Annotated in this window: 20 protein-coding genes; 6 read left to right on the top strand and 14 right to left on the bottom strand. The window is 69.6% G+C overall.

Annotation, left to right across the window (positions count from 1 at the left end):
* Positions 1-13: 13 nt before the first annotated feature.
* The 7 genes from RS85_RS13845 to RS85_RS13810 all read right to left on the bottom strand — a co-directional run bounded on the left by RS85_RS13845 (position 14) and on the right by RS85_RS13810 (position 9,711).
* Positions 14-1,471, bottom strand: coding sequence for a sodium/solute symporter (locus RS85_RS13845; RefSeq protein ID WP_046014048.1), 1,458 nt, complete (start codon positions 1,469-1,471; stop codon positions 14-16).
* Positions 1,468-1,857 (bottom strand): hypothetical protein, encoded by a 390-nt coding sequence (locus tag RS85_RS13840; RefSeq protein ID WP_046014047.1) that lies wholly within the window; start codon positions 1,855-1,857, stop codon positions 1,468-1,470. The genes RS85_RS13845 and RS85_RS13840 overlap by 4 nt, the downstream gene beginning before the upstream one ends.
* Positions 1,854-2,573: a LytR/AlgR family response regulator transcription factor gene (locus tag RS85_RS13835; protein ID WP_046014046.1), complete on the bottom strand. Its 720-nt coding sequence runs from the start codon at positions 2,571-2,573 to the stop codon at positions 1,854-1,856. The genes RS85_RS13840 and RS85_RS13835 overlap by 4 nt, the downstream gene beginning before the upstream one ends.
* Complete coding sequence (locus RS85_RS13830) at positions 2,570-3,763, bottom strand: sensor histidine kinase (protein ID WP_046014045.1); 1,194 nt, start codon at positions 3,761-3,763, stop codon at positions 2,570-2,572. The genes RS85_RS13835 and RS85_RS13830 overlap by 4 nt, the downstream gene beginning before the upstream one ends.
* A 33-nt stretch (positions 3,764-3,796) precedes the next feature.
* A complete protein-coding gene (locus tag RS85_RS19310; protein ID WP_082087634.1) occupies positions 3,797-4,039 on the bottom strand; it encodes a YbdD/YjiX family protein in 243 nt (80 codons plus the stop codon).
* Positions 4,039-6,264, bottom strand: coding sequence for a carbon starvation CstA family protein (locus tag RS85_RS13820; RefSeq protein WP_046014044.1), 2,226 nt, complete (start codon positions 6,262-6,264; stop codon positions 4,039-4,041). Before RS85_RS13820 ends, RS85_RS19310 begins: the two co-directional genes overlap by 1 nt.
* Positions 6,265-6,507: 243 nt before the next feature.
* A complete protein-coding gene (locus RS85_RS13810; RefSeq protein ID WP_052703573.1) occupies positions 6,508-9,711 on the bottom strand; it encodes a S8 family serine peptidase in 3,204 nt (1,067 codons plus the stop codon).
* A gap of 229 nt (positions 9,712-9,940) precedes the next feature.
* Here RS85_RS13810 and RS85_RS13805 point away from each other — a divergent pair, with 229 nt between their 5' ends.
* From RS85_RS13805 to RS85_RS13785, 5 genes are all read left to right on the top strand, one after another.
* Complete coding sequence (locus RS85_RS13805) at positions 9,941-10,483, top strand: ECF transporter S component (RefSeq protein WP_046014042.1); 543 nt, start codon at positions 9,941-9,943, stop codon at positions 10,481-10,483.
* Between the two features lie 85 nt (positions 10,484-10,568).
* Positions 10,569-12,359, top strand: coding sequence for an ABC transporter ATP-binding protein (locus RS85_RS13800; RefSeq protein ID WP_046014041.1), 1,791 nt, complete (start codon positions 10,569-10,571; stop codon positions 12,357-12,359).
* Positions 12,360-12,409: 50 nt separating this feature from the next.
* Entirely contained in the window at positions 12,410-13,195 is a 786-nt protein-coding gene (locus RS85_RS13795) for an energy-coupling factor transporter transmembrane component T (protein WP_046014208.1), read from the top strand.
* Positions 13,196-13,205: 10 nt separating this feature from the next.
* On the top strand, positions 13,206-14,081 hold the full coding sequence (locus RS85_RS13790) for a siderophore-interacting protein (protein ID WP_046014040.1): 876 nt from the start codon (positions 13,206-13,208) through the stop codon (positions 14,079-14,081).
* Positions 14,078-14,632, top strand: coding sequence for an ECF transporter S component (locus tag RS85_RS13785; protein ID WP_046014039.1), 555 nt, complete (start codon positions 14,078-14,080; stop codon positions 14,630-14,632). Before RS85_RS13790 ends, RS85_RS13785 begins: the two co-directional genes overlap by 4 nt.
* A gap of 74 nt (positions 14,633-14,706) precedes the next feature.
* Here the strand turns inward: RS85_RS13785 and RS85_RS13780 are convergent, their stop codons facing one another.
* Positions 14,707-15,870, bottom strand: coding sequence for an acyl-CoA dehydrogenase family protein (locus RS85_RS13780; RefSeq protein ID WP_046014038.1), 1,164 nt, complete (start codon positions 15,868-15,870; stop codon positions 14,707-14,709).
* Between the two features lie 151 nt (positions 15,871-16,021).
* A complete protein-coding gene (locus RS85_RS13775; protein ID WP_052703589.1) occupies positions 16,022-16,954 on the bottom strand; it encodes a M15 family metallopeptidase in 933 nt (310 codons plus the stop codon).
* Positions 16,955-17,045: 91 nt separating this feature from the next.
* On the opposite strand from RS85_RS13775, the gene RS85_RS13770 reads away from it, so the two are divergent.
* Positions 17,046-18,053, top strand: a complete 1,008-nt coding sequence (locus RS85_RS13770; RefSeq protein WP_327037222.1) for an aldo/keto reductase — start codon at positions 17,046-17,048, stop codon at positions 18,051-18,053.
* Between the two features lie 78 nt (positions 18,054-18,131).
* On the opposite strand, the gene RS85_RS13765 is transcribed toward RS85_RS13770, so the two are convergent.
* The 5 genes from RS85_RS13765 to RS85_RS13745 all read right to left on the bottom strand — a co-directional run bounded on the left by RS85_RS13765 (position 18,132) and on the right by RS85_RS13745 (position 24,163).
* Positions 18,132-19,646, bottom strand: a complete 1,515-nt coding sequence (locus RS85_RS13765; protein ID WP_046014036.1) for an aldehyde dehydrogenase (NADP(+)) — start codon at positions 19,644-19,646, stop codon at positions 18,132-18,134.
* Entirely contained in the window at positions 19,643-20,833 is a 1,191-nt protein-coding gene (locus RS85_RS13760; RefSeq protein ID WP_046014035.1) for a fumarylacetoacetate hydrolase family protein, read from the bottom strand. Before RS85_RS13760 ends, RS85_RS13765 begins: the two co-directional genes overlap by 4 nt.
* A gap of 167 nt (positions 20,834-21,000) precedes the next feature.
* On the bottom strand, positions 21,001-21,771 hold the full coding sequence (locus RS85_RS13755; RefSeq protein ID WP_046014034.1) for an enoyl-CoA hydratase/isomerase family protein: 771 nt from the start codon (positions 21,769-21,771) through the stop codon (positions 21,001-21,003).
* Complete coding sequence (locus tag RS85_RS13750; protein WP_200894842.1) at positions 21,768-22,928, bottom strand: hypothetical protein; 1,161 nt, start codon at positions 22,926-22,928, stop codon at positions 21,768-21,770. The genes RS85_RS13755 and RS85_RS13750 overlap by 4 nt, the downstream gene beginning before the upstream one ends.
* Entirely contained in the window at positions 22,925-24,163 is a 1,239-nt protein-coding gene (locus tag RS85_RS13745) for a CaiB/BaiF CoA transferase family protein (protein ID WP_046014033.1), read from the bottom strand. Before RS85_RS13745 ends, RS85_RS13750 begins: the two co-directional genes overlap by 4 nt.
* Between the last annotated feature and the right edge of the window lie 3 nt (positions 24,164-24,166).

The raw sequence follows: 24,166 nt of genomic DNA, 5'->3' as shown, positions 1-24,166 counted from the left end.
CGAAACGAGGGGGTCAGCCGCGCTCCGGCGTATGCACCCGGGCGAGGAAGCGGTCGGCGCGCGGCGAAGGGCCATGCGGATCGAGCAGCGACACCACGATGGTGACCGCGGCGGCGAGCGGAATCGTCCAGGCCGCCGGCTGCGCCAGATACGGAGCCGCGACCCCGATGCCGCCGATCACGGCGTGCACGAGCAGCGCGAGTCCTGCGGCGAGCCCGCCGGACAGCATCCCCGCCACGGCGCCGCGGGCGGTGAGCCCGCGCCACCACACCCCCATCAGCACCACCGGCGACAGGGTCGACGCGGCCACCACGAACACGACGCCGACGCTCGACCCGAGCCCTGCCGGAGCCGTCAGCAGCGCGACGGCGAGGGGCACGAGCGCGCAGAGCACGGCCGACAGGCGGAACGAGCGCACCGATCCCGAGAACACGTCCTGGCTGATCACCCCGGCGAGCGACACCACGAGTCCGGCCGAGGTCGCCAGGAACGCGGCGAACGCCCCGGCCACGATCAAGGCGGTCAGCAGCTCGCCGAACACTCCGGGGAACACCCGCGACGGCAGCAGCAGCACGACCGTGTCGGCGATCCCCGGCACCGCAAGATCGGGCGCCGCGATGCGCGCGAGCAGCCCCATCGTGCTCGACACCGCGTAGAACGCGCTGACCATGACGATCACGATCACGGTGGTCCGTCGCGCCGACACTCCGGTCGGACTCGTGTAGAACCGCACCAGCACGTGCGGGAGTCCCATGGTCCCCAGCAGCAGAGCCAGCAGCAGGGATGCCGTCTCGTACGCGTCGAACCCCGAAGGCCCTGCCTCGGCCGGGAAGACCAGCGCCGGGTCGAAGTCGTGCGGGCCGCCGCCGAGCGCGAAGGCTATGCACACCACCGGTACGAGGAGGGCGGTGAGCTTGAGCCAGTACTGGAACGCCTGCACGTAGGTGATGGCACGCATGCCGCCCGCCGCCACGGCCGCAGCGACCAGCACCGCGACCGTCACTGCGCCGACCCACGCGGGCACACCGGCGACGACGAGCAGGGTGATGCCGGCTCCGTGCAGCTGCGGCACGATGTACAGCCAGCCGATCACGAGCACCGCGACGCTGGTGACCCGGCGGGCGGCCGTCGACTCCAGTCGCGCCTCCATGAAATCGGGGATCGTGTACGCGCCGCTGCGACGGAGCGGGGCGGCGACGAAAGCCAACACCAGCAGATAGCCCGCCGCATAGCCGATCGGGAACCAGAAGCCGCGGGCCCCGTCGAGCAGCACCAGGCCCGACAGCCCGAGGAACGTCCCGGCCGAGAGGTACTCGCCGCTGATCGCGGAGGCGTTCCACACCGGCCGCACCGTGCGGGAGGCGACGAAGAAGTCACCGGTCGTGCGAGAGATGCGCAACCCGTAGACGCCGATGAGCAGCGTCGCGACGACGACGAAGGCGACGCCCACGAGGTCCATGACGGCGTTCACTCGCGCTCCCGAAGTGCCCGGTAGCGCCGTTCGTTGCGGGCCGCGGTGCGCACATGGAGCACGGCGAACACCAGGATGACCGGGTAGAACGCATACGCCTGCAGCAACCACGACAGCGGCACACCCCAGATCACCACTTCGCCGATCTCGGGGATCAGGGCGATCGTCAGCGTCAGCGCGACCACCACGAGCACGAAGCCCGCGACGGTGCCGAGCGCCAGGCGAAGCTGGCTGCGCATGAGCGCGCGTGCGTAGACGGCATCCGCCTCGTCCACCGGCGAGCCGGGCAGGGCGATGCCGCGGGTGAAGGTCGCCGGCCGCCGGGCGGGCAGGTCGGCCGTCACCCGCACGCGCTTGGGCGTCTCCCGTCCGCTGCCCCCGCTCATCCGGAGCTCTCGCCGCGCAGGAGGGCCTCGCGCACCGCCGGAACCATGCGCCTGCTGACCGGAAGCGACAGATCGCCGATCGAGACCGAGGGGTCGGCGCCGGACAGGCGCGCCTCGGTCACGGCCGCGATGCGCACCAGAGAAGAGCGGTGGATGCGGAGGAATCCGGCATCCGTCCATCGGGTCTCGAGCTCTGAGATCGGGATGCGGACCAGATGCCCCGCGCCGTCACCGGTGTGCAACCGGGAGTAGTCGCCCTGCGCCTGCACCCAGCGCACGTCGTTCCGCCGCACGAAGCGCACGGCCGACCCGACCGTGACAGGGAGCATCTCGTCGTCGCTGGCCTTCGCCGCGTCGCCGAGTTCGACGACCCGATCGACGGCGCTGCGCAGCCGCTGGGCTCTGACGGGCTTCAGCAGGTAGTCGGCGGCGCGCAGCTCGAAAGCCTCGACGGCACGGGCGTCGTCTGCCGTCACGAACACCACCGCCGGCGGATGGGCGAGGCCGAGCAGGGCACGCGCGAGCTCGGTGCCGGTGAGCCCGGGCATGTGGATGTCGAGGAAGGCGATCTGCACCGCGCGGGCCGACAGCTGGCGCAGGGCATCCGCACCGCTCGTCGCGGTGAGGATCTCGCCGATGCGCTCGTCGCTACGCAGCAGGTGGACGAGCTCGTCCAGCGCCGGCTTCTCGTCGTCGGCGACGAGGACGTCGATCATGCGTTCTCCGGATCGTGCAGCGGGTCATGCAGCGGCTGCGACTTCGGCACCCGCATGCGCACCAGGGTACCCGCGCCCGTGTTGGTCTCGACGACCAGTCCGCCTTCGGCGCCGTAGAGCTGGCGGAGGCGCGTGTCGACGTTGCGGAGCCCCACGTGCAGACCGTCGTCGCCGGCGGTGAGTGTGGTGCGCAGCGCCTCCGGATCCATCCCGACCCCGTCGTCCTCGACGGCGATCTCGGTATGCGTGCCGTCGTCGCGGGAGCTGATGCGGATCTCGCCGCCGCCCTCGCCGGGTTCCAACCCGTGGCGCACGGCGTTCTCGACCAGAGGCTGCACCGAGAGGAACGGGATGACGGTGGCGAGTGTCTCCGGCGCGATCCGCAGGGTGACGCGCAGCCGGTCGCCGAACCGTGCCCGCTCGAGCTCGAGGTAGGAGTGGATGCTGCCGAGCTCTTCGGAGAGCGTGGTGAACTCGCCGCGACGGCGGAACGAGTAGCGGGTGAAGTCCGCGAACTCGAGCACGAGCTCGCGGGCCCGCGCCGGGTCGGTGAGGATGAAGGAGGCGATGGCGGTGAGCGCGTTGTAGATGAAGTGCGGCGAGATCTGCGCCCGGAGCGAGCGCAGCTCCGCCTCGGCGAGCTGAGTGCGCGAGGCGTCGAGGTCGCCGAGCTCGACCTGCGCGGCGCACCAGTCCGCGACCTCCTCGGCGGCGCGCACGAGAGCGGCGCGCACCGGGGCGGCGAACGCGACGACCACGCCGACGATCCGCCCACCGACGAGGATCGGCGCACCGACCGCCTCGAGGTCGTCCTCCCGATCCGGCGAGGGGAACACCTGCCGACGGCGGGACCCGGTGACCTGCGTGGCGATGCGGAGAGCGGCGGACTCGAGGCCGTCGGACGCGCCGTCGAACGACACGGTGCCCTCGGCGCTGACGATCGCGACCGCCGTGCTGCCGAGCAGCACACGCAGGTGACGGGCGGCCTTGACGACCTCCGGCGCCGCGAGCCCTGCGCGCAGGTGCGGAGCTGCGAGACTCGCGTGATGCAGCGCGCGCAGGGCGCCCTGCTCCGCGTCGCTGCCGAGATCCGTCGCCCCGCGCGCGAGACGACGTGCCAGCAGCAGCAGCACGGTCAGGACCACGCCGCCGATCACGCCCAGCACGGCAGCGAGAACGACGTCAGTCATGCGTTCAGCATAAAGAGGTCGGCAGCCCTTGTCTCAGCAGCAGCGGGCGCCGGGATTGCGGTCCTGGTCATCCATCTTCTGCCGCCAGAACTGCCGCTCGGTCATCGGCTCCTCCCCGGGATGCTCCCGCCGGTGGTGCGCGACATACGTCGCGTAGGCCGTGTCGCCCATCAGCGTCGTCATGTACCAGCGGATGCCGCGGCCCACCCGCCCTGCGGCACGCGCGAGCGTGCGCAGAGGGTGGGTGGTCGCGGCATCCGCCTGTGTCTCGCTCATCAGTGGCTCGACGCCTTGCGGTCCTCGGCGAGGATCGGCTCCCACTGCTTCTCGAGCTCGCGCTCGGCGGCGTTCGGCAGGAAGCCGGCCGGGGCGAAGCGTCGCGAGGCCACGGGTTCGTCCTCGGTGTTCTCACCGCCGCCGTTGCGGATCGCCGTGATCGTCGCGATCACGGCGGTGATCATGACGATGACCGCGAGGGTGACGAAGATGATCGACAGCGTGCCCTGGACGGCCGTGTTCCGGATGACGGCATCGAGCACCTCCGGGGCGCCGAGGGTGTCGTCGCCCGAGTCACGAGCGGCCACGTACTTGAAGTGGTTCGCCCAGTAGCCGATGGCGGGGACCGGCGAGAGGATCTTGTACAGCGACGCCGTGATGGTGACGACCGCGGTGAACGCGAGCGGGAGGCCGATGATCCAGAGCCACGTGAAGTACGACGGGCCGCGCTTGGCCACGATGGCCAGCACCACGGCGAGCGCGATCGCGGCGAGCAGCTGGTTCGCGATGCCGAACAGCGGGAAGAAGGTGTTGATGCCGCCGAGCGGGTCGGTGACGCCGAGGATGAGGATCGCTCCCCAGCCTGCCACCATGATCGCGGTGCAGATCCAGACACCGGGACGCCACGTCACGTCACGGAACTTCGGGAACCAGGCGCCGATCGAGTCCTGCAGCATGAAGCGCGCGACACGGGTGCCGGCGTCCACCGCGGTGAGGATGAACAGCGCCTCGAACATGATCGCGAAGTGGTACCAGAACGCCATGAGGGCCTGCCCGCCGAAGGCCTGCTGCATGATGGTCGCAAGTCCGAGCGCGAGAGTCGGTGCGCCGCCGGTGCGGGAGACGATCTCCTCGCCGACAGCATCCGCTGTTCCGGTGAGCATCTCGGGCGTGAGGTTCACGCCGGTCAGCCCCAGCGAGTTCACGAAGGCGACGGCACCTTCGACCGTGCCTCCTGTCGCCGCCGCCGGGGCGTTCATGGCGAAGTAGATGCCCTGGTCGATCGAGATCGCGGCGACCAGCGCCATGATCGCGACGAACGACTCCATGAGCATGCCGCCGTAGCCGATGAAGCGCGACTGGCGCTCCTTCTCGATGAGCTTCGGAGTGGTGCCGGAGGCGATCAGGGCGTGGAAGCCCGACAGCGCTCCGCAGGCGATCGTCACGAACAGGAACGGGAAGAGCGGGCCCGCGAACACCGGACCCATCCCGTTCTCGCCGAAGATGCTGACGGCGGGGACGGTGATCTCGGGACGCACCAGGATGATCGCACCGGCGAGCATCACGATCACGCCGATCTTCATGAAGGTCGACAGGTAGTCCCGCGGTGCGAGCAGCAGCCAGACCGGGAGCACCGCGGCGATGAAGCCGTAGATGATGATGCCCCACGCGATCGTGGTGCGGTCGAGGGTGAAGATCGCCTGACCCCAGTCGGTCGCCGCGACCTGACCTCCGCCGATGATCGCGGCCATCAGCAGCACGAAGCCGATGAGCGAGACCTCGGTGACCTTGCCCGGACGCAGGAAGCGCAGGTAGACGCCCATGAAGATCGCGATCGGGATGGTCATCGCGACCGAGAAGACGCCCCACGGGCTCTCGCCGAGGGCGTTGACGACGACGAGGGCGAGGATCGCGACGATGATCAGCATGATCAGGAGGGACGCGATGATCGCGGCGGTGCCGCCGATCCTGCCGAGCTCCTGCCGGGCCATCTGACCGATCGTGCGTCCGCCGCGGCGCATCGAGAAGAAGAGCACGGTGTAGTCCTGCACCGCACCGGCGAGCACGACGCCCACGATGATCCAGATCGTGCCGGGGAGGTAGCCCATCTGCGCGGCGAGCACCGGGCCGACGAGCGGGCCGGCGCCGGCGATGGCGGCGAAGTGGTGGCCGTAGAGCACGCGGCGGTCGGTGGGGACGTAGTCCTTGCCGTCCTGCTTGACCTCGGCCGGAGTCGCGCGACGGTCGTCGGGGCGGGTGATGTACTTCTCGATCACCTTCGAGTAGAAGCGGTAGCCGATCAGGTACGTGCAGACGGCCGCGAACACGAACCAGATCGCGTTGACGGTCTCACCGCGGACGATCGCGAGCATCGTCCAGGCCACGGCGCCCAGCAGGGCGATGGCCGACCAGATGAGGATCTTCGGCAGGGTCCAGCGGTTCGCCTTCTCGTGATGCTCCTCCGAGAGGGCGACGGCTGGAAGGTCCGGGTCGGTCACAGTCATGGGGGTCTCCTCGGGATACGCGACGTTGCGTTCCCCCACGTTAGAAAAGCGGTGGTGCCGCATGCGCGTCGGAGAGCGGATGCTGCGACGAGCGGCGCCGATCACGCGATGAGTGGACGTTTCGTCTCCCTCGCGGAGACCCGCGCTGAGCGAGCCCCGGCGAGTCGAAGTGCCACTCGCTCAACGACCGGGAGGGAGGAGCCCGGTCGTTGAGCGAGCGAAGCGAGACGAAACAGTGGGGGCTTACTCCGGCTTCGCCGTCTCCGGGGCTTCCGTCGGCGGGGCCTCGGTCGGCGGTGCTTCCGTCGGCGGCGCCTCGGTCGGCGGGGCCTCCGTCTCCGGGGCCTCGGTCGGCGGGGTCTCCGTCTCGGGAGCCTCCGTCTCCGGTGCTTCCGTCTCGGGAACATCCGCCGCTGCCGGTGCGTCGACCGTCAGGATCGTGCGGACCTCCGAGTCGCCGTACTGCACGAGCCCGAGGTAGCGCGCTCCCGGAGTGAGACCCGTCCAGCCGAGCTGGTAGCTCGTCTTCTCACCGCGGACCACCGAGAGCGGGTTCGGCGTCGCGGTGAGAGCACCCTCGCCGGCCGGCAGCACGTTGGCGTAGGTCATGTCCCACGTCATCGGGCCCGTCGTCGAGTAGATGTTCGCCACCACGAGGTAGGTGCCGGCGGTGGGCGCGGGGATCGTGACCCTCTCGTCCGCCGATCCGGATGCCGATTGCCAGCGCTGGTAGTACTGCAGGTCGTCGGCGCTCACCACGCGGTACACGGTGAGGTCGAGGTCGCTGCCGTCGTCGTCCGACGAGTCGAGGTCGAAGCGCGAGAGCGTGGTGCCCTCGGGCACATCGACGATCCAGGCGACGTCCTTGTCGGCGTCTCCGGAGTTCTCGTCACCTGAGTGGCCCTCGACTGGATTGTCCGGGTCGGCGAGCAGCTCGAACGCGGCGAGTCCGGACAGGTTCAGTGGGAGCTCCCCGGTGAGGCCGGGGGTGACCTCGACCGTTGTGCTGCCGTCGACGCCTGAGCCCGTGACCTCAGCCGGAGCATCCGCCGTCACCGGGAACACCGCGATCGGCGAGCGCACCGTGTTCTTCGCGCTGGTCCAGACGAGCGATCCGGTCGCCCACTGCTCGACCGGAGCGCTGGCGTTGTCGAACGTCACCGTGAAGGTCTTCGTCTGCCCGGGCTTGTCGAACGTCAGCTGCTGCGGGGTGACCTTCACGTTCACGCCGGGCACCGAGGCCTTGGCCGTGAAGACGCCCTTCTCGGTCGAGGTGACCGACCGCGTCACGGTCTGCGCGCTTGCCAGCGTGCCGATCGAGATCGACGCCTGGTTCAGATCGCTGCCGTCGATCGGCTCGATCCCCGGGAAGTCCGAGAGACCCTTGCCGTCGAGGAACGCGGCCCAGTCCTTCGCACCGTTGAGGTACAGCAGACCCGGGTTGAAGAAGCGCGTCGGGTCGACGTGACCGGCACCCTGCTCGAACGGGTTCGTGTTCGGCGAGCCATCCGCGAGCACCGTGTCGTAGGCGGTCGTCATCATGGCCGACTTGACCTCGGCGGGCGTCGCCTTCGGACGCTCACCGAGATACAGCGCGCCGAGACCTGCGACATGCGGCGACGACATCGAGGTGCCCGAGAGGATGCCGAACGTCGGCTCCTCTCCCGGAGCGTTGTCGGTCGCCGCGAGGATCGCGACACCGGGAGCCGTGACATCCGGCTTCAGCACATCGCTGCCGTCGGCGAGCATCGGGCCGCGGCTCGAGAACCCGGCGATCTGCGGCGTCGGCGTGGTCACACCCGTGGTGTTCTCGCCGACCAGCGAGATCGGGCGATCGGTGCCGCCCTGCACATAGGCGAGCACGGCCGCGCGGTGCACCGAGCTGAGGTGCACGGCCGGGACGGCGTGGAAGTCGTTGTCGAGCGAATCCGCACCCCCCGGCACGTTCACGAGGACCATGCCGATGCCACCGGCATCCTTCACGACCTGAGATTTCTCCGCTCTCGCGTTGCCTCCGCGATCGCAGACGACGATGCGTCCTGCGATCTCGGCCGGGTCGAGCGCCCCTGGTACGCAGAGGGCGGCGTCGGCGGCGGCGGCGCCGGCTGCCGCAGCATCCCCCGCATAGATCGACGGACCGGTCACGGTCTCGCCGAACGGCACGCTCACCGAGGCGCCGGCCTGTTCGAAGCCTTCGAACTGCACCGTGCCCTCCCACGTCGGGATGGTGGATGCCGCGACGGTCGTGTACCAGGGCGAGGCATGGTCGGCCGTCGCCGGGTCGGGACCGTCGTTGCCGGCGCTGACCGCGACGAAGACGCCTGCGGCCGCTGCGCTCATGAACGCGAGGTCCTCCGGGGACATGACGGTGGTGGCCGATCCTCCGCCGATCGAGTAGTTGATCACGTCGACGCCGTCGGCGACGGCCTGATCGATCGCGGCGACGAGGTCGCTGAGAGCGCAGATGTCGTCGGTGGTGACGGCGGTGTCGGGGCCCACGTAGCAGGCCTTGTACGCGGCGACCTTGGCGCCGGGGGCGACGCCGGAGACGGTGCCGAGGTCGACGCCTTCGACGGATGCCGCGACCTTGAAGTTGCCGGCTGCGGTGCTGGCGGTGTGCGAGCCGTGTCCGTCGCCGTCGCGCGGCGAGAGGTAGTCGTACTGGAAGTCGAAGCCCGCTGCCTCAGCACCCCGGTAGAAGTACTGGCCGCCGATGAGCTTGGACGAGTAGTCGCTCCTGTCCCAGTCCTGCGCTTCGACGATCGGGGACTGGAACTGCCCGCCGTCGGACTTGTCGAAGTACACGAAGGAGCCGTCGGTGTAGGGCTGGTTGCCCTTGTGACGGTTCTGCTGCTTGTTCTGCTTCTTGAGCTTCTTGCCCGTGAAGGACGGATGCTCCGGCGCGATGCCGGTGTCGATCACACCGACGACGACGCCCTCGCCTGCTTTGTCGACGCCGCCGGTCTGCTGCCAGACTCCGCCACGGCCCTTGCGGTCGTCGCCGAGACCGAGGAAGTCGGTCGAGGTCTGGGCGACAGGGTGCCGGATCTCATCGGGATAGACGGCGTACACGTCTTTCGAGGCACGGAGCTCGTCGACCTGTTCGCCGGTGAGGTCGGCGCTGAATCCGTTCAGCGCGACCTGATAGGTCGTGTCGGGCGTGATGCCCACCTGCGTGGCGAGGTCGGTCTGCTCGGTCTCGAGATGCTCGACGTAGCGCTGGGAATCCTGCGACTGCGTCTCGAGCTGCTCGCCCTCGGCAGGCTTGGTGGCCTTGAGGCCCTTCACATCGCCTGTGTAGCTGGCGAGGGGATCGGCCTTCATCACGACGATGTAGTGGCCGGGGGTGCCGCCGATGGGAACGGGGTGCGTCACCTCCTCCGCCGCGTAACCTGCGGTTGCCGTCGATGCGATGAACAGCGTCGCCAGGGTGGTGGCTGCTGCCATCCGGAGGGGTGTTCGACCCATGTGCTTCTCCCGATGATCTCGATCATGCGGCGACGTTGCCGCACTGCGGCTCAAATTAGTCCGGGGTCGACAGGCGCGCCAGGGGCCTGCCGGAAACCTAGACCTAGGGCCACAGGGGTGACTTTCGTCGACATGAGGTGGGCGCGGTGGTCCTTTTTCACGGTCCCCGTCCGGCCGTCGGCGTTCAGCCCGCAAGTAGGCTGGGACGGTGTCCCCGCCCCCCGTTCTTTCGACCAGACTGCTGCTGGTCTGTGCGGCGATCGGCGTCGCCACGGGCATCATCGGCGGAGTCGCGGGCTGGTTGACCGTCCCCGTGCTGGCCGGCCCGGTCTTCTTGTACGGCCTCGTGCTCGGGTCGCACGTGCTGCCCGGGATCATCGCTCAGGAGGTGCTGCGGCGACCTCTCGTGGCGCTGGTCACGCACGTCATCGCGGCACTTGTCGCGAGCGCGTTCAACCCGGCGTGGTCGCTGCGTTTCATCGGCACGGCGCTGTTGTTCGGAGCGATCCAGGAGGGCGTCGCGGCGCTCACCCGGTACCGGGCGTGGGGCGCCTGGCGGTTCTTCATCTCGGCCGCGGTCATCGGCGTGGTCGTCGCCGTCGTGGTGTTCTTCGCCGCGCACCTGGGTGCGCTGCCGCTGTGGGCGCAGGTGCTGTACCTCGTGATCTCGGTGCTGGGACCCATCGTCTGGACTGCCGCCGGACTCGCCATCGGGGCGGCGTTGCGGCGAGCCGGGGTCGCTCAGCGCTGATGCTCGCGCCTGTTCGGGCGATGGTGAAATCAGGTAAGGCTCAGCTAAGTTAGAAGGGTTCGATCCACCGACCCAGGACTACGCCGTGCGCCCATCCGCGCCCCTCCTCAGCGTGCGTGAGCTCTCACTCACCCACGCGGATGCCGCGCACCCGTCGCCTCGCGACGTCACGTTCGACATCGCGGCGGGCGAGGTCGTGCTGCTGCTGGGTCCTTCGGGCTCGGGCAAGTCGACGCTCACACTCGCCCTGAACGGGCTGATCCCGCACGCGCTCCCCGCGACGATGACAGGCACGGTCGAGGCCGGCGGGCTCGATACGGCGACGACCCACACGGCGACGCTGAGCACGCAGGTCGCGATGGTGTTCCAGGATCCGGACGCGCAGATCGTCACGGGCACCGTGTACGACGAGGTCGCGTTCGGGCCGGAGAACCTGCTCCTGCCGCTGCCTGCTGTTCGCGAGCGGGTCGAGGACGCGCTCCGCCGCGTCGGACTGTGGGAACGACGCGACGACAACCCGGATCACCTCTCGGGCGGTGGCCGACAACGTCTCGCGATCGCGTGTGCGCTGGCGATGGGGTCTCCACTCATCGTGCTGGACGAGCCGACCGCGAACCTGGATCCGCAGGGCATCGACGACGTGTACGCCGCGCTGACCGATGTGATCGGGGCGGGGGATCGCGCGATCCTGCTCGTGGAGCACAACCTGGATGCGGCGATGGGGTTCCTCACGCGCACGATCGTGCTCGACCGCGAGGGTCGGGTCGCGTTCGACGGGCCGGCCGCAGAGGTCATCCGGGAGCATGCCGATGAGCTCGTCACGATGGGTGTGTGGCTGCCTGCGGCGACACTGGCGGCGCTGCGGCTGCGGGAGCAGGGGCATGTGTTCGACGTGCTGCCCCTGTCGCCGGAGGAGCTGGCTCAGTCCCTCCGGTCGTTGAGCGAGGACGCTTCGACTCGCCAAAGCTTGCTCAGTGCGGATCTCCGCGACGAGACGAAACGCAGCTCCGCTCGCTCAACGACCGAAGCCCCGACAATCATCCGCGCCCGGGGGCTGACGGTACGGCGGCGACGGACCGAGATCCTGCACGGCGTCGATCTGGACATCGCAGAGGGCAGTCTCACCGCGATCGTCGGTGCGAACGGTGCGGGCAAGACCACGCTGATTCAGGCGCTCGCGGGAGTCGTGGCACCGCCGAAGGGGCAGGTGAGCGTCGACGGCATGGACCCCGGTTCGGCTTCGCCGCGGGATCTGTCGTCGCGCATCGGGTTCGTGTTCCAGAATCCGGAGCATCAGTTCATCGCGCACACGGTGTTCGATGAGCTCGCGCACGGTCTGACCCTTCGCTCTCCCCGCCTCCCTCCAGCCATCGCTCCGCGCTGCCCGGAGCCTCCGAGGCGCGTGGCCCCGGCTCAGGGACCCGGAGAACGAAAGATGTCGGATGCCGAGATCGCGGCTCGCGTGGAGGAGATGCTCGCCCGCTTCGGGCTCGAGCACAAGGCGGACGTGCATCCGTTCCTGCTCTCGGGCGGGGAGAAGCGGCGCCTCTCGGTCGGTACCGCCCTGATCACGCGCCCGCGGGTGCTGGCGCTGGATGAGCCGACGTTCGGGCAGGATCGCGCCAGAGCATCCGAGCTCCTCGAGCTGCTGCGGAACCTGCGTGCCGAGGGGACGACGATCGTGATCGTCACCCATGATCTGCAGCTGGTCGCCGAGCACACCACCCACACGGTCGTCTTGAAGGATGGCCGGGTTCATGCCGCGGGCCCGACGTCGACGTTGTTCCAGGACGAACAGGTGTTCGCCGAGGCGGGTCTGCGCCTTCCCCCGTTGCAGCGGGTGCTGGCATCCGCCGGTCTGGAGGTGTCGTCGTGACCGCCACTGCGCCGACTCCCGCGTCTGCCGCCTTCGACCCGTACGCGACGATGACGGTCACGTCGCGGCACCAGTTCCTGTATGCGCTGAACCCGCTCGCGAAGGTCGTGGGCTTCGCGCCGGCGATGGTGCTGCTCATCTTCGTGCGCGATCTCGCGACTCCGGCCGCTTTCCTCGTGCTCGCGTACGCGGTGATCATGATCGGCGCCCGGCTCACCGGTCGGCTGTTCGCGCTCATGCTGCTCGCGCTGCCGGTCGGCGTGCTGGCGATCGGCGTCGGCTTCTCGCTCTGGGTGGACGCGGCACTCGTTGCGGACAGTGCGCCGTTCCTGCGGGTCGGCGACTGGACGCTGTACTCGGGCGCGCTCGAGATCGGCTTCGCCACCGCCCTGCGCCTCGGCTCGATCATGGCGCTCGCGCTGATCGGCGGCCTCACGACGACCGGTCCTGACCTCGTCCGTGCGAGCGTGCAGCAGCTGCGAGTGCCGTACCGGATCGGATACACGGCTCTGGCGGCGTTCCGGTTCGTGCCGCGGTTCGGGCACGAGCTCGCCGTGATCCGTGCGGCGCACCGCGTGCGTGGGCATCACGGCGGGCGGGGTCCGTTCGCTCGCATCGCTCGCGGATGGGGGTACATCGTGCCGCTGCTGGCGGGGGCGATCCGCCACGCCGAGCGCGTGGCTCTTGCGATGGACTCGCGCGCGTTCGGCGCTCATCCGACGCGCACCGAGCGGCATCTCGTGCCGTTCCGTGCGCGCGACTTCGTCTTCACGGTGGCGAGCGTCGCGGCATCCGCTGCGATCTTCGTCGCGTTCTTCCCCTGGCAGCTGCCCTGAAAGGCGCCCGATGGCATACAGCAAGTTGGTCAAACCCGAGTCGTCCGAGCTCATCCACCTCGAGGTGCTGCGCAGCGAACGGCTGTCGGCGCACTGGGTGCGGGTGACCCTCGGAGGTCGTGAGATCGAGAAGTTCCGGCCGATGGGCTTCGACCAGTGGTTCCGCCTGTTCCTGCCGATCGGCGGCGACGGAGGACTCGACCGCGTGCCGGCGAAGGCCAACAAGATGTTCGGGTATCTGAGATTCCTGCGCATCCCCGATGGCGAGCGTCCGGTCATGCGCAACTACACCGTTCGGGCGTACCGTGCGGCGACGGCGGATGCCGGTGCCGAGATCGACGTGGACTTCGTGCTGCACGGCTCAGCGGCCGACGGCACGGCGGGTCCCGCGTCGCGGTGGGCGGAGACGTGCAGCCCGGGTGAGCATGTGCTGATCATCGATGAGGGTCTCACTTTCAATCCGCAGCGCGGCACGGATCGTGTCGTGCTGGTGGGCGACGAGACGGCGCTGCCGGCGATCGCGTCGATCAGTGCATCTCTGCCGGCGGATGCCGTCGGCACGGCGATCATCGAGGTCCCGACGACAGAGGATGCGCTGTCGTTCCCCCGCCCGGCGGGCATCGAGCTGGTCTGGATCGTGCGGCCGGATGGTGCCGCACCCGGGTCTCTGGCCCTGGAGACGCTGTCGCGCACCGCGCTGCCGGATGCACCGTTCCACGCGTATGCGGCGGGCGAGCAGTCGCTCGCGGCGGGAGTGCGCAAGCACCTCGTCGGGGAGCGCGGCGTCGACAAGAACGCGGTGAGCTTCTGCGGGTACTGGAAGATCGGTGCGGCCTCTCCGGCATCGAAGACTGCGCGCGAGGCTGCTGCGGAGCCGCTGGTATGAGCGGGGTGGCGGGTCGCACCCGTTTCCGGTTCCCGACGGCGATCCTGCTGACCTGCGCGGCGCTGGGTGTCGCGGGCGGTCTGCTGCTGGCGCCCGCGAACTGGATCTCGACCATCCTGTTCCCCGGGCTGCCGTTCGTCAGCGTCGCGCTGGCGGGGCTGTGGATGCTGCCGTCGGTGGTCGCTCTGCGGCTGCTGCGTCGTCCGCTGGTCGGCCTGTTGGTCGGCCTCCTCGCGGGTCTGGTGATCGTGCCGTTCTCCGGCTACGGGTTCGGCAGCGTCGCGACGAACCTGTGGTGGGCGGCGTTCACGGAGTTGCCCTTCCTGTTCGTGATCTGGCGGTACTGGGGCACCTGGATGCATTACGTCGGAGCAGTCGTCGTAGGTGTCGTGTATCCGCTGCTCGCCTGGGCGTCGTTCAACCTGGAGACCATGCCGGTCGGTGTGCGGATCGCGTTCTTCGCGATCACGCTGGCCAGTTGCGTCGGCGCGACCGCCCTCGGGATCCTGATCGCAGACCGGCTGCGCCGCGCCGGAGTCGGAAGGACCTGACAGTCGGGGTGGATCAGAAATGCTCCCCCGGGAGCGTCCAGGGGAGCATTTCTGATCCAGCGTGATCGCCGTTGCTACCGCTTCCCCGCGATCTGCCGTCCGACGATCTCGCGCATGATCTCGTTGGTGCCGCCGTAGATGCGGTGCACGCGAGCATCGAGGAACGCGCGGGCGATCGGGTACTCGGTGATGTACCCGTAGCCGCCGTGCAACTGCACCCCGGTGTCGAGCACCTCCCATTCGCGCTCGGTCGCCCAGAACTTGACCTTCGCGGCCTCTTCGGCCGAGAGCTTGCCCTTCGAGTAGGCGAGCAGCGCGCGGTCGATATAGGCCCAGAGCGCGTCGACCGTGGTCGCCATGTCGGCGATCTTGAAGCGGGTGTTCTGGAAGTCGATGATCCGCTCGCCGAACGCCTCGCGGTCCTTCGTGTAGGCGATCGTCCAGTCGAGCGCGGCCTGCGCGGCTGCCGCTCCTGCGACACCGATCGACAGGCGCTCGAGGGGCAGGTTCATCATCAGCTGCACGAAGCCCTTGCCCTCGACCCCGCCGATGAGGTTCTCTTCGGGCACGAACACGTCGCTGAACGACAGCTCGGCGGTGTCGTGGCCCTGGAAGCCCATCTTGTGCAGCTTCTTGCCGTGCTCGAAGCCCTCCATGCCGTCTTCGAGCAGCACGAGGCTGAACGCGTCCGGACGGTTGCCCTCGCCGGTCTTCACGAACGTGACGACGAGATCGGCCGAGGCACCCGACGAGATGAACGTCTTCGCGCCATTGACGATGTAGCCGCCGTCGACCTTCTTCGCGGTGGTCTTGATACCGCGCAGGTCGGATCCGGCGCCGGGCTCGGTCATGGCCAGAGCTCCGACGACCTCGCCGGTGGCCATGCGGGGCAGCCACTTCTCCTTCTGCGCCTGCGTGCCCATGTGCACCAGGTACGGGATCGCCAGGTCGTCCTGGATGCCGAATGCGCCGGCGAGCGAACCGGCACCTGCGGCGATGACCTCTTCGTTGACGACCGCGCGGAAGCGATAGTCCTGCAGCATGCCCGCGCCGCCGAACTCCTCCGGAACCGACAGCCCGATGATGCCGGCCTCGCCCGCGGCGAGCATCGTGGCGCGGTCGACTTCGCCGTCGGCATCCCACTTCTCGATCGTCGCGTTGGTGACGTAGCGCTTGACGAAATCCTTCACGAGGTCGCGGAAAGCCTCGTGATCCTCTTCGTAGATGTCGCGTTCCATGCGATCCTCCTGAACGTGTCGTGCGTCGTTGCTCCCGCGATTCTATGGGCGGATGCCGACACGAGACAGGTCATTGTGAGAATGCATCCCACGGAACGTGACACTGGGTACCGCGCTTGTGGGATGCCGCAAAGCGCCCCGTGCGCGCCCCTCAGTGGGTGTAGTCGGGCGCCGCGGGCAGCCCGAAGAACTCCTCGAGCGTGCGGTATCCACCCGAGCGGTAGGCAGCGGCGAGGTCCACACCGACGTATCTCAGGTGCCACGGCTCGGGCGCATAACCGGTCACCGGCGTGCCCACGTCTTCGTAGCGGACGATGAACCCGAACTCCCACGCGTTCGCCGCCACCCATTCGCTCTGCCCGGTGCCGCCGAACCCGTCGAGCCCGCCGCACGCCGCGTCGCACGCCACCACGTCGAGCGCGAGACCGGTCTGATGCTCGCTGTGCCCTGGCCTGGCCGAACCGGCATCCGCATCCGTCTGCCCCAGCGTTCGCACGAAATTGTCGTAGTTGGCGGCCTGCAGACCGTAAGACCGGTAGCCGTTGTTCGCGCCGATGCGGCCCGCTCCCGCGGCCGCCGCCGCATCGGCCATCTGTCCGACGGCAGCGGCGACATCTGAGCGCACCAGGCCCGATCGCGTCGTCATCTGCAGCGGCACGGAGTCAAGCCCCGCGGGCTCGTACTCGGGTGGATTCAACGGGAGGCTCTTGTTCACGACGACCCACAGGCGTGCCGGGTCGGTCAGCGAGATGCAGGGCGCATTACCGGCGACCACCGCGGCACGGAAGTTCTCTCCCCCGCCGAAACCGGCGACGGTCGCGGCGTCGTCACCGCTCGAGAGTGACTGCAGCACTGTCGGGTCGGCGCACGGGTCCGCCGCGATCGTCGCCCCTACCTTGACGGTCGGCACCTGCACCACAGCCACCGGTTCCGGCATCTCCTCGACCGCACTCGACGACGCGATCGGTGCGGACGCGATCGAGATCAGTATGCCGATCGCGGTCACGGCGACACCGATCGGCAGGGCAGGACCGCGCATCGGGGAGCGCGGAGCCGCGTGCTGGGCGTGCGGCGAGGGAAGCATCAGTCCCATTGTCCCCTGTCGCGAGGAATGCGCGAGACCGGGTTTCGTCCGCTATTGATCATTCGTCATATGTATTCGCTACGCTGAGCGGGTGCGAGAAGATCAGCGATCACAGCGGATGCCGTCGGCACGGCTGCGCACCGGAACACCCCTCACCCGGTTCGGCCTCGGCGGCGCCCAGCTCGGCAACCTCGGCCGCGTCACCTCAGACGAGCAGGCGCGCTCGGCCGTCGACACCGCGTGGGATCACGGCTCGCGGCTCTTCGACACCGCTCCGCACTACGGCCTGGGCTACTCCGAGCGACGCCTCGGCGCGCTCCTCGCCGACCGACCTCGCGACGAGTACGTGCTGTCGACCAAGGCCGGGCGGACGCTGATCCCCCAGCCCCATGCGGAGGGCCAGCTCGACGGCGGCGGGTTCGCAGTGCCGGCGGCCTACCGCCGCGAGTTCGACTTCTCGCGGGGCGCGATCCTCCGCGGCGTCGAGGCGAGCATGGACCGCCTCGGCGTCGACCGGCTCGACATCGTCTACCTGCACGACCCCGACGACCATTGGGACCAGGCCTCGCAGGAGGGCATCGGAGCGCTGACCGAGCTACGCGAGCAGGGAGTCGTGAACGCGGTGGGCGTCGGCATGAACCAGTCCGCCCTGCCGGCCCGATTCGTGCGCGAGACCGACATCGACGTGGTCATGCTCGCCGGACGCTACACGCTCCTCGAACAGCCCGCTCTCGCCGACCTGCTGCCCGCCGCTCTCGCCCGCGGCGTCGGTGTCGTGAACGTCGGGGTCTACAACTCCGGGCTGCTGGCGCACCCGCGCGTCGCCGCGGACGCCACCTACGACTACGTCCCCGCACCGCCCGCGCTCATCGCCCGAGCCAACGCCATCGCCGACGTGTGCGAGGACTTCGGCATCGACCTGCCCACCGCCGCCATGCAGTTCAGCCTGCGGCATCCCGCGGTCACGTCCGTGGTACTCGGATGCCGCGACGGCGGCCAGGTCGCGGCGGGGATCGAGCGGCTCGAGGCCGTCATCGACGACGGGCTCTGGGGCGCGCTGATCATGCGCGGACTGCTGCCGGACGGCGTTTTCGGCTGAGCCCGTCGACAGGCTCAGGGCCCCTTCGACAGGCTCAGGGACCCAGGGCCCTCTGGGCCGCTGAGCCCGTCCAAGCTCCTACGAATCCGCGAGCTGCAGCACGCCGTCGACCCGCCGCGGCAGGTCGGCCGGACCGTCGCGCAACTCGTCCGGGAGCACGTCGACCGGGGCGTCCTGCCAGGCGAGCGGGCGCAGGAACCGACGGATCGCGGTGACCCCGACCGAGCTGTGCTGCGTGTTCGTCGCCGGCCACGGACCGCCGTGGTTCATGCCCCACGACACCCGCACACCCGTGGGGTAGCCGTCGTAGACGATGCGGCCGACCAGGTCGCGCGCGGCGTCCGTCAGCTCTCCACGCACGTCGGCCTCGTCGGGCGACGAATGGATGGTCGCCGTCAGAGAGTGCGGCACCGCCTGGAGGGCGTCGCGCACCTCCGCGACCGTCGAGTACCGCATCACCACGACGAGCGGCCCGAAGGCCTCCTCCGCCACCGCGGGCGTGACGTCTTTCGCGTCGATCTCCAGCACGGCGGGGGTGAGGGAGAACCCGTCCTCCCCGGCGCGCGGCGCCACGAGACTGCGCGCCCCACCTTCGTCGATCAGGCGGGTGCGGATCTCGTCGAACGCGCCGTGGATGCGGGAGTTCAGCAGCGTCTGCGCGGCGGCATCCTCGGCCCGGGCGACCACGTCGGCGACCAGGGCATCACCCTCGGCACCCACGGGCACGAACGCGACACCCGGCTTCGTGCACAGCTGCCCGGCCGACCCGGTGACCGAGGCGAAGAGGCCCTCGCCGATCGCGGCCGTGCGCTCCGCCGCCGCCCCCGGTGTGATCACCAGCGGGTTGAGGCTCGACAGCTCGCCGTAGAACGGGATGGGCGTCTCGCGCTCGTCGATGATCGCCTGCAGGATCTTGCCCGTCGACAGCGAGCCGGTGAACCCGACGGCCGTGATGCGCGGGTCCGCGACGAGCAGCCCTCCGGCCTGCTGCCCGTACACGATGCCCAGCGTGGCCTGCGGCGCACCATAGGCGGATGCCGCGCGCGACAGGGAGTCGAACGAACGCTGCGAGGTGAGAAGGTGCGAGCTGTGCGCCTTGATCACGACGGGGCAGCCCGCGGCGAGCGCGGATGCGGTGTCGCCGCCGACCACCGAGAACGCGAACGGGAAGTTGCTGGCGCCGAAGACCGCGACGGGTCCGATCGGCACGAGCATGCGCCGCACGTCGGGACCGGGGCCGAGCGGGGTGTCGCCCGCATGATCGATGACGGCTTCGAGGTAGCCGCCCTCGTCCACGGCATCCGCGAACAGACGGAACTGGAAGGCGCTCCGCGAGAGTTCCCCGTTCAGCCGCGCCTCGGGAAGCCCGGTCTCGGCGAGGGCCGCGCCGACGAGCGCCTCCCGGTCGGCCTCGAGCCCGTCGGCGAGCGCACGGAGGAGCCCGGCCCGCCACGCGCGCGGACGGGAGCGCAGCTCGATGAACGCGGATGCCGCCGCCTCGGTGAGGGCTGCGACGTGGGCGGCATCCGTCGGTTCGATGTCGGTGGCCGACGTGTTCCCGGTGCGGGGGTCGGTCGTGTTGAGAGTCGTCATGCACTCGTCCTTCCGAGCAGGCCCCGCTGTGCGAGGTTGGTCATGAGCGCGCCGATGCCGAAGCTCCACGGCGCGAGTTCTTCGCTGTGCTGCACGCGATTCACCAGCGCGCCCAGGTGGGGAGAGGCGATGCGCACGACATCGCCGAGGTGGTGTGTGAAGCCGTGGCCCGCCTCGCCGCGGTCGTCTGTCGGGGCGAACATCGTTCCGAGATACAGCACGAAGCCGTCGGGGTAGGCGTGGTGGGTGCCGCTCGCCTGCCGCACGAGGTCGGCGGGATCGCGGCTGATCTGCGCCATGTGCGACGAGGCCTCCATGCAGAATCCGTCGTCGCCGTCGACCGAGAGGGTGACGGTCTCCTGACGCACATCGTCGAGGCTGAATCCGTCGTCGAACAACCGGATCAGCGGACCGACCGATGCCGACGCGTTGTTGTCCTTCGCGCGTCCGAGCAGCAGCGCGGACCGGCCCTCGATGTCGCGGAGGTTCACGTCGTTGCCGAGTGTGGCGCCGACGATGGCGCCGTGCGAGGCGACCACCAGCACGACCTCTGGCTCGGGGTTGTTCCACTTCGATTCGGCGAGCACTCCGACATCCGACCCGGCGCCGACCGTCGCCAGGACAGGCGCCTTGGTGAAGATCTCAGCATCCGGTCCGATGCCGACCTCGAGGTACTGGCTCCAGAGACCTGCACCGATGAGCACCTGCTTGAGGCGCGCGGCCTCGGGCGATCCCGGAACGAGGTCGCGTATGTCCCCGCCCAGCGCGTCGACGATCGTGGCGCGGATGCCGTCGGCCGACTCGGCCTCGCCGCGGGCGCGCTCCTCGATGATGCGCTCGAGCATCGACACGGGGAACGTCACCCCGGACGCCTTGACGACCTGCAAGTCGATCGGGGACAGCAGCCACGGGCGCGCGGCGTCGCGGGTGTCCGGGTCGGTGTTGGCCCAGACCTCGTCGAATCCTCCGACGACCGGCCCATCCGCCGCGCAGACAGCGGACGCGGGGTCGGCGGTCTCGGCGAGCGCGGCCATGGTCGGGAAGGTCGCCGACAGATCGTGCAGGCGGCCGTCGCGCAGCACCACGACGCTCGGCCCCTCGGGCAGCTGCACGCGCCCGACGAGCAGCGCGTCTGCGGCATCAGCAGGCAGGACGCCCACGGCATCCCCGGTCCAGTTCTCAGTCATCTGCTCCTCATTTCCACACTATGGGCGTTCGGTGTTCGTGGGCTCGGGTGCACAATTCAGTCAGAATCTGCGCGGCTGGCCGGTTTCGGGGTGATTCGCGCGAACCGGCGAGATTCTTGCTGAATTGTGAACAGCGAGTCCCGCAGCCGAACCCGGACAGACGCGCATCAGCGACGGCGGAAGACGCCGGGGCGCTTCTCGGCGAAGGCCGCCCGCCCCTCGGCGGCGTCTTCGGTGGCGAAGGTGATGCCCTGCATCTCGCGCTCGTACGCGATGGCCTGGTCCTGCGGCAGGTTGAAGGCGGCGCGCAGATTCGCCTTGGCGGTCTCGGCGGCGATCGGCGGCCGCGACGCGATCGTCGTGGCCAGCTCCAGCGCCCGTTCGACGAGCGCGTCGGCGGGGACGACCTCGCTGATCAGACCCCACGCGAGGGCGCGCTGCGCATCGATCGGGTCTCCGGTCATCAGCATCAGCGACGCGTTGCTCGCGCCGATCGAGTTCGCGAGCAGCACCGACATGCCACCGCCGCCGATCCACCCCAGTTTGATCTCGGGCGCCGCGAAGCTCGCGGTGTCGGCGGCGATCCGGATGTCGCAGGTCAGCGAGGCCTCGAGCCCACCGCCGAACGCGTAGCCGTTGACGGCCGCGATCACGGGCTTGCGGAGCTCGCGCAGCGCATCGCAGTAGTCGCGCCGGTTGCGGAAGTCCCACGGAGTCTCGTACTGGTCGAGCGTCGAGATGTCGCTGCCGGCGCTGAACGCACGTCCGGTGCCGGTGTAGACGACGGCCCGCACCTCGGGATCGTCGTTCAACTCGCGCACGATGCGCACGAGCTCGTCGCTCATGGCCTGGGTGACGGCGTTGAGCTTCTCGGGACGGTTGAGCCGCACCGTCGCGACGTGGTCGTGCTTCTCGACGACGATGAGTTCCGTGGTCATGCTGTCTCCTTGATCGATGCCGAAGCGCCGCGGCCCTGGGTCGCTGAGCTCGTCGAAGCGCCGCCGCCCAGCGCGGCGAACCGCTCCTCGATCTCGTCGAGCGCCTCATCGGCCGAGCGCTCCCCGACGATGACGGAGCGAACGAGGGCGGATGCCGCGGACTGGAAGGGGATGTAGCCGGCGAGGCGCGGCCGCACCCACGCGGCCTCGATCGTCGAGAAGGTCGCGGAGTAGAAGCCGTGCGCGGCCGCGTCGACCGCGGCATCCGTCCATGCCGCTCGCAACCCGGGTTGCCCGTCGTGCTGCGGGATGAACACGGTCTGCGCCTCGGCGCTGAGCAGGCGGCCCAGGTGCGCGAGCAGAGCGGCCGACGGTGCGGAGCGGCGGGTGACCGCGATGCCGGTACCCCCGATGGTCGAGCCGATGCGGCCGGCGAAGGCGGGCGCCGGACCGAAAGCGAGGATCGGCGAGCTGTAGTTGACGTAGCCGTAGACGAGGGGGATGTATCCGATGTCGCCGCGATCCCGCATGCGATCGAGCAGTCCGATCGGGTTGAGGAGAGCCGTGCCCTCCGGCGCCCGAGCCGAGAGGCGGGTCACCAGGTCGAGCGCGCGCAGCGCGAGGGCGCGATCGAAGAGACCAGCGGAACCCCGCCCGGGATCGTCGCCGAGCGACACCGCGATCGAGCAGAGGGAGAGGAACGCGTGCGGGCCGGCGAGACTCGTCGCGACGAGACCGCGCTCGGCCAGCGCGAGCGCGTCGTCCCAGGTCTCGGGGGCGTCGACCACGAGATCCCGACGGCGCGCGGAAACCTGCGTCGCGGCATCCAGGGGCAGCGCCCACAAGCGGCCGTCGAGTCGATACGAGGCGATGCTCGGACCGACCGCGGCCTCCGACCATGCCTGCACCTGCTCCTCGTCGAACAGCTCATCGATGGGACGGATGCTGTCGCTCGCGAGCGCATCGCCGAGGTGCGGATGGTCGAGCACGAGCAGGTCGTGACGCCGGGCGAGCTCGTCGATCGGGGCGGACTCGAAGCCCTCGAGCGACTGCACCTCCCACCGCAGGGTGTCGCCACCGCCGAGATCGCCGGATGACGCCTCGAGGGCGTTCCGTCCGCGGGGGTGGTCCCAGGTGAGGCCGACGTAGTCCGTCACGGCACCGTGCTCATCACAGGCGCCACCCGCGCCGAGGTCTGCGCGACGGCACCGGAGTCCAGCAGTTCCTGAGTGCGCTCCGGCGACAGCCCGAGCTCGGCGAGGATCTCGGCCGTGTGCTCACCCGTGAGCGGCGCACCGCGGTCGATGCGCGCCGGCGTCTTCGCGAAGCGATAGGGGAAGCCGGGCGTCTTGATGTGCCCCTCCGTGGGGTGGTCGTACTCGACGAAGGTGCCGTTGTGGATGATCTGCGGATCGTTCACCAGGTCCTCATAGCCGTAGACCGGTCCCACCCACATGCCGGCGGGGAGGAGGGTGTCGAGCCAGTGCTGCGTCGGCTGCTCGCGCAGGTGCTTCGCCACCGTGGCGTAGAGCTCGTCGCGATGCGTCCACCCGTGCACCTCGGCGTCGAGTCCGCGGAACGACGGCTCGTCCAGCACCTCGCCGAGCTTCTCCAGGTCGGCGAACCCGAGCGCGAGGTAGCCGTCAGAGGTGGCGAAGATGCCGTAGGGCGCACGGATGTAGACGTGCGCGTTCGGCTCGCTGCCGCGCTGCTGCGGCACACCGCCGACCGTGTAGACGCTGAGCTCCTGCATCTGCAGGGTGGTCAGCGCGTCGAGCATGTTCACCGTCACGAGCTGGCCCTCGCCGGTGCGCTCGCGGTGCAGCAGGGCGGCCAGCACCGCTTCGAAGGCGGTCGATGCGGTGACGGCATCCGCCAGATACTGCCCGGCGGGCGACGGCGGCTCGCCCTCGCGACCGGCGGAGAGCATCGCTCCGCTCATGGCCTGAAGGAGGAGGTCCTGCCCTGGGCGGTCCTTGTACGGCCCGTCCTCGCCGTAGCCCGACATCGACACGTAGACCAACGACGGGTTGATCGCGGCGAGCGATTCGTAGTCGAGGCCGAGGCGCGCGGCGACACCCGGCCGGTAGTTCTGCAGGAAGACGTCGGCCCCGGCGATGAGGTCGCGCACGACCTCGCGTCCGGCATCCGACTTCAGGTCGACGGCGAGCGATCGCTTGTTGCGGTTGAGGGAGAGGAACGAGACGTTGATCTCGTTGCCCGCAGCTCCCCCGGCCGACGCGAAGCGCTGCCACTCTCCGGCGGTTGGCTCGACCTTGATGACGTCGGCGCCGAGATCGCCGAGCCGCTGCGCAGCGAAAGGGCCGGCCATCGCGATCGAGCAGTCGATCACACGGTAACCGTCGAGGATGCTGCGGGGATTTTCAGTCATGAC

The organism is Microbacterium sp. SA39 (assembly GCF_000967865.1).
GTDB lineage: Bacteria > Actinomycetota > Actinomycetes > Actinomycetales > Microbacteriaceae > Microbacterium.
The sequence above is the reverse complement of the archived record's forward strand: the minus strand, read 5'-3'. Positions and strand labels throughout refer to the sequence as shown.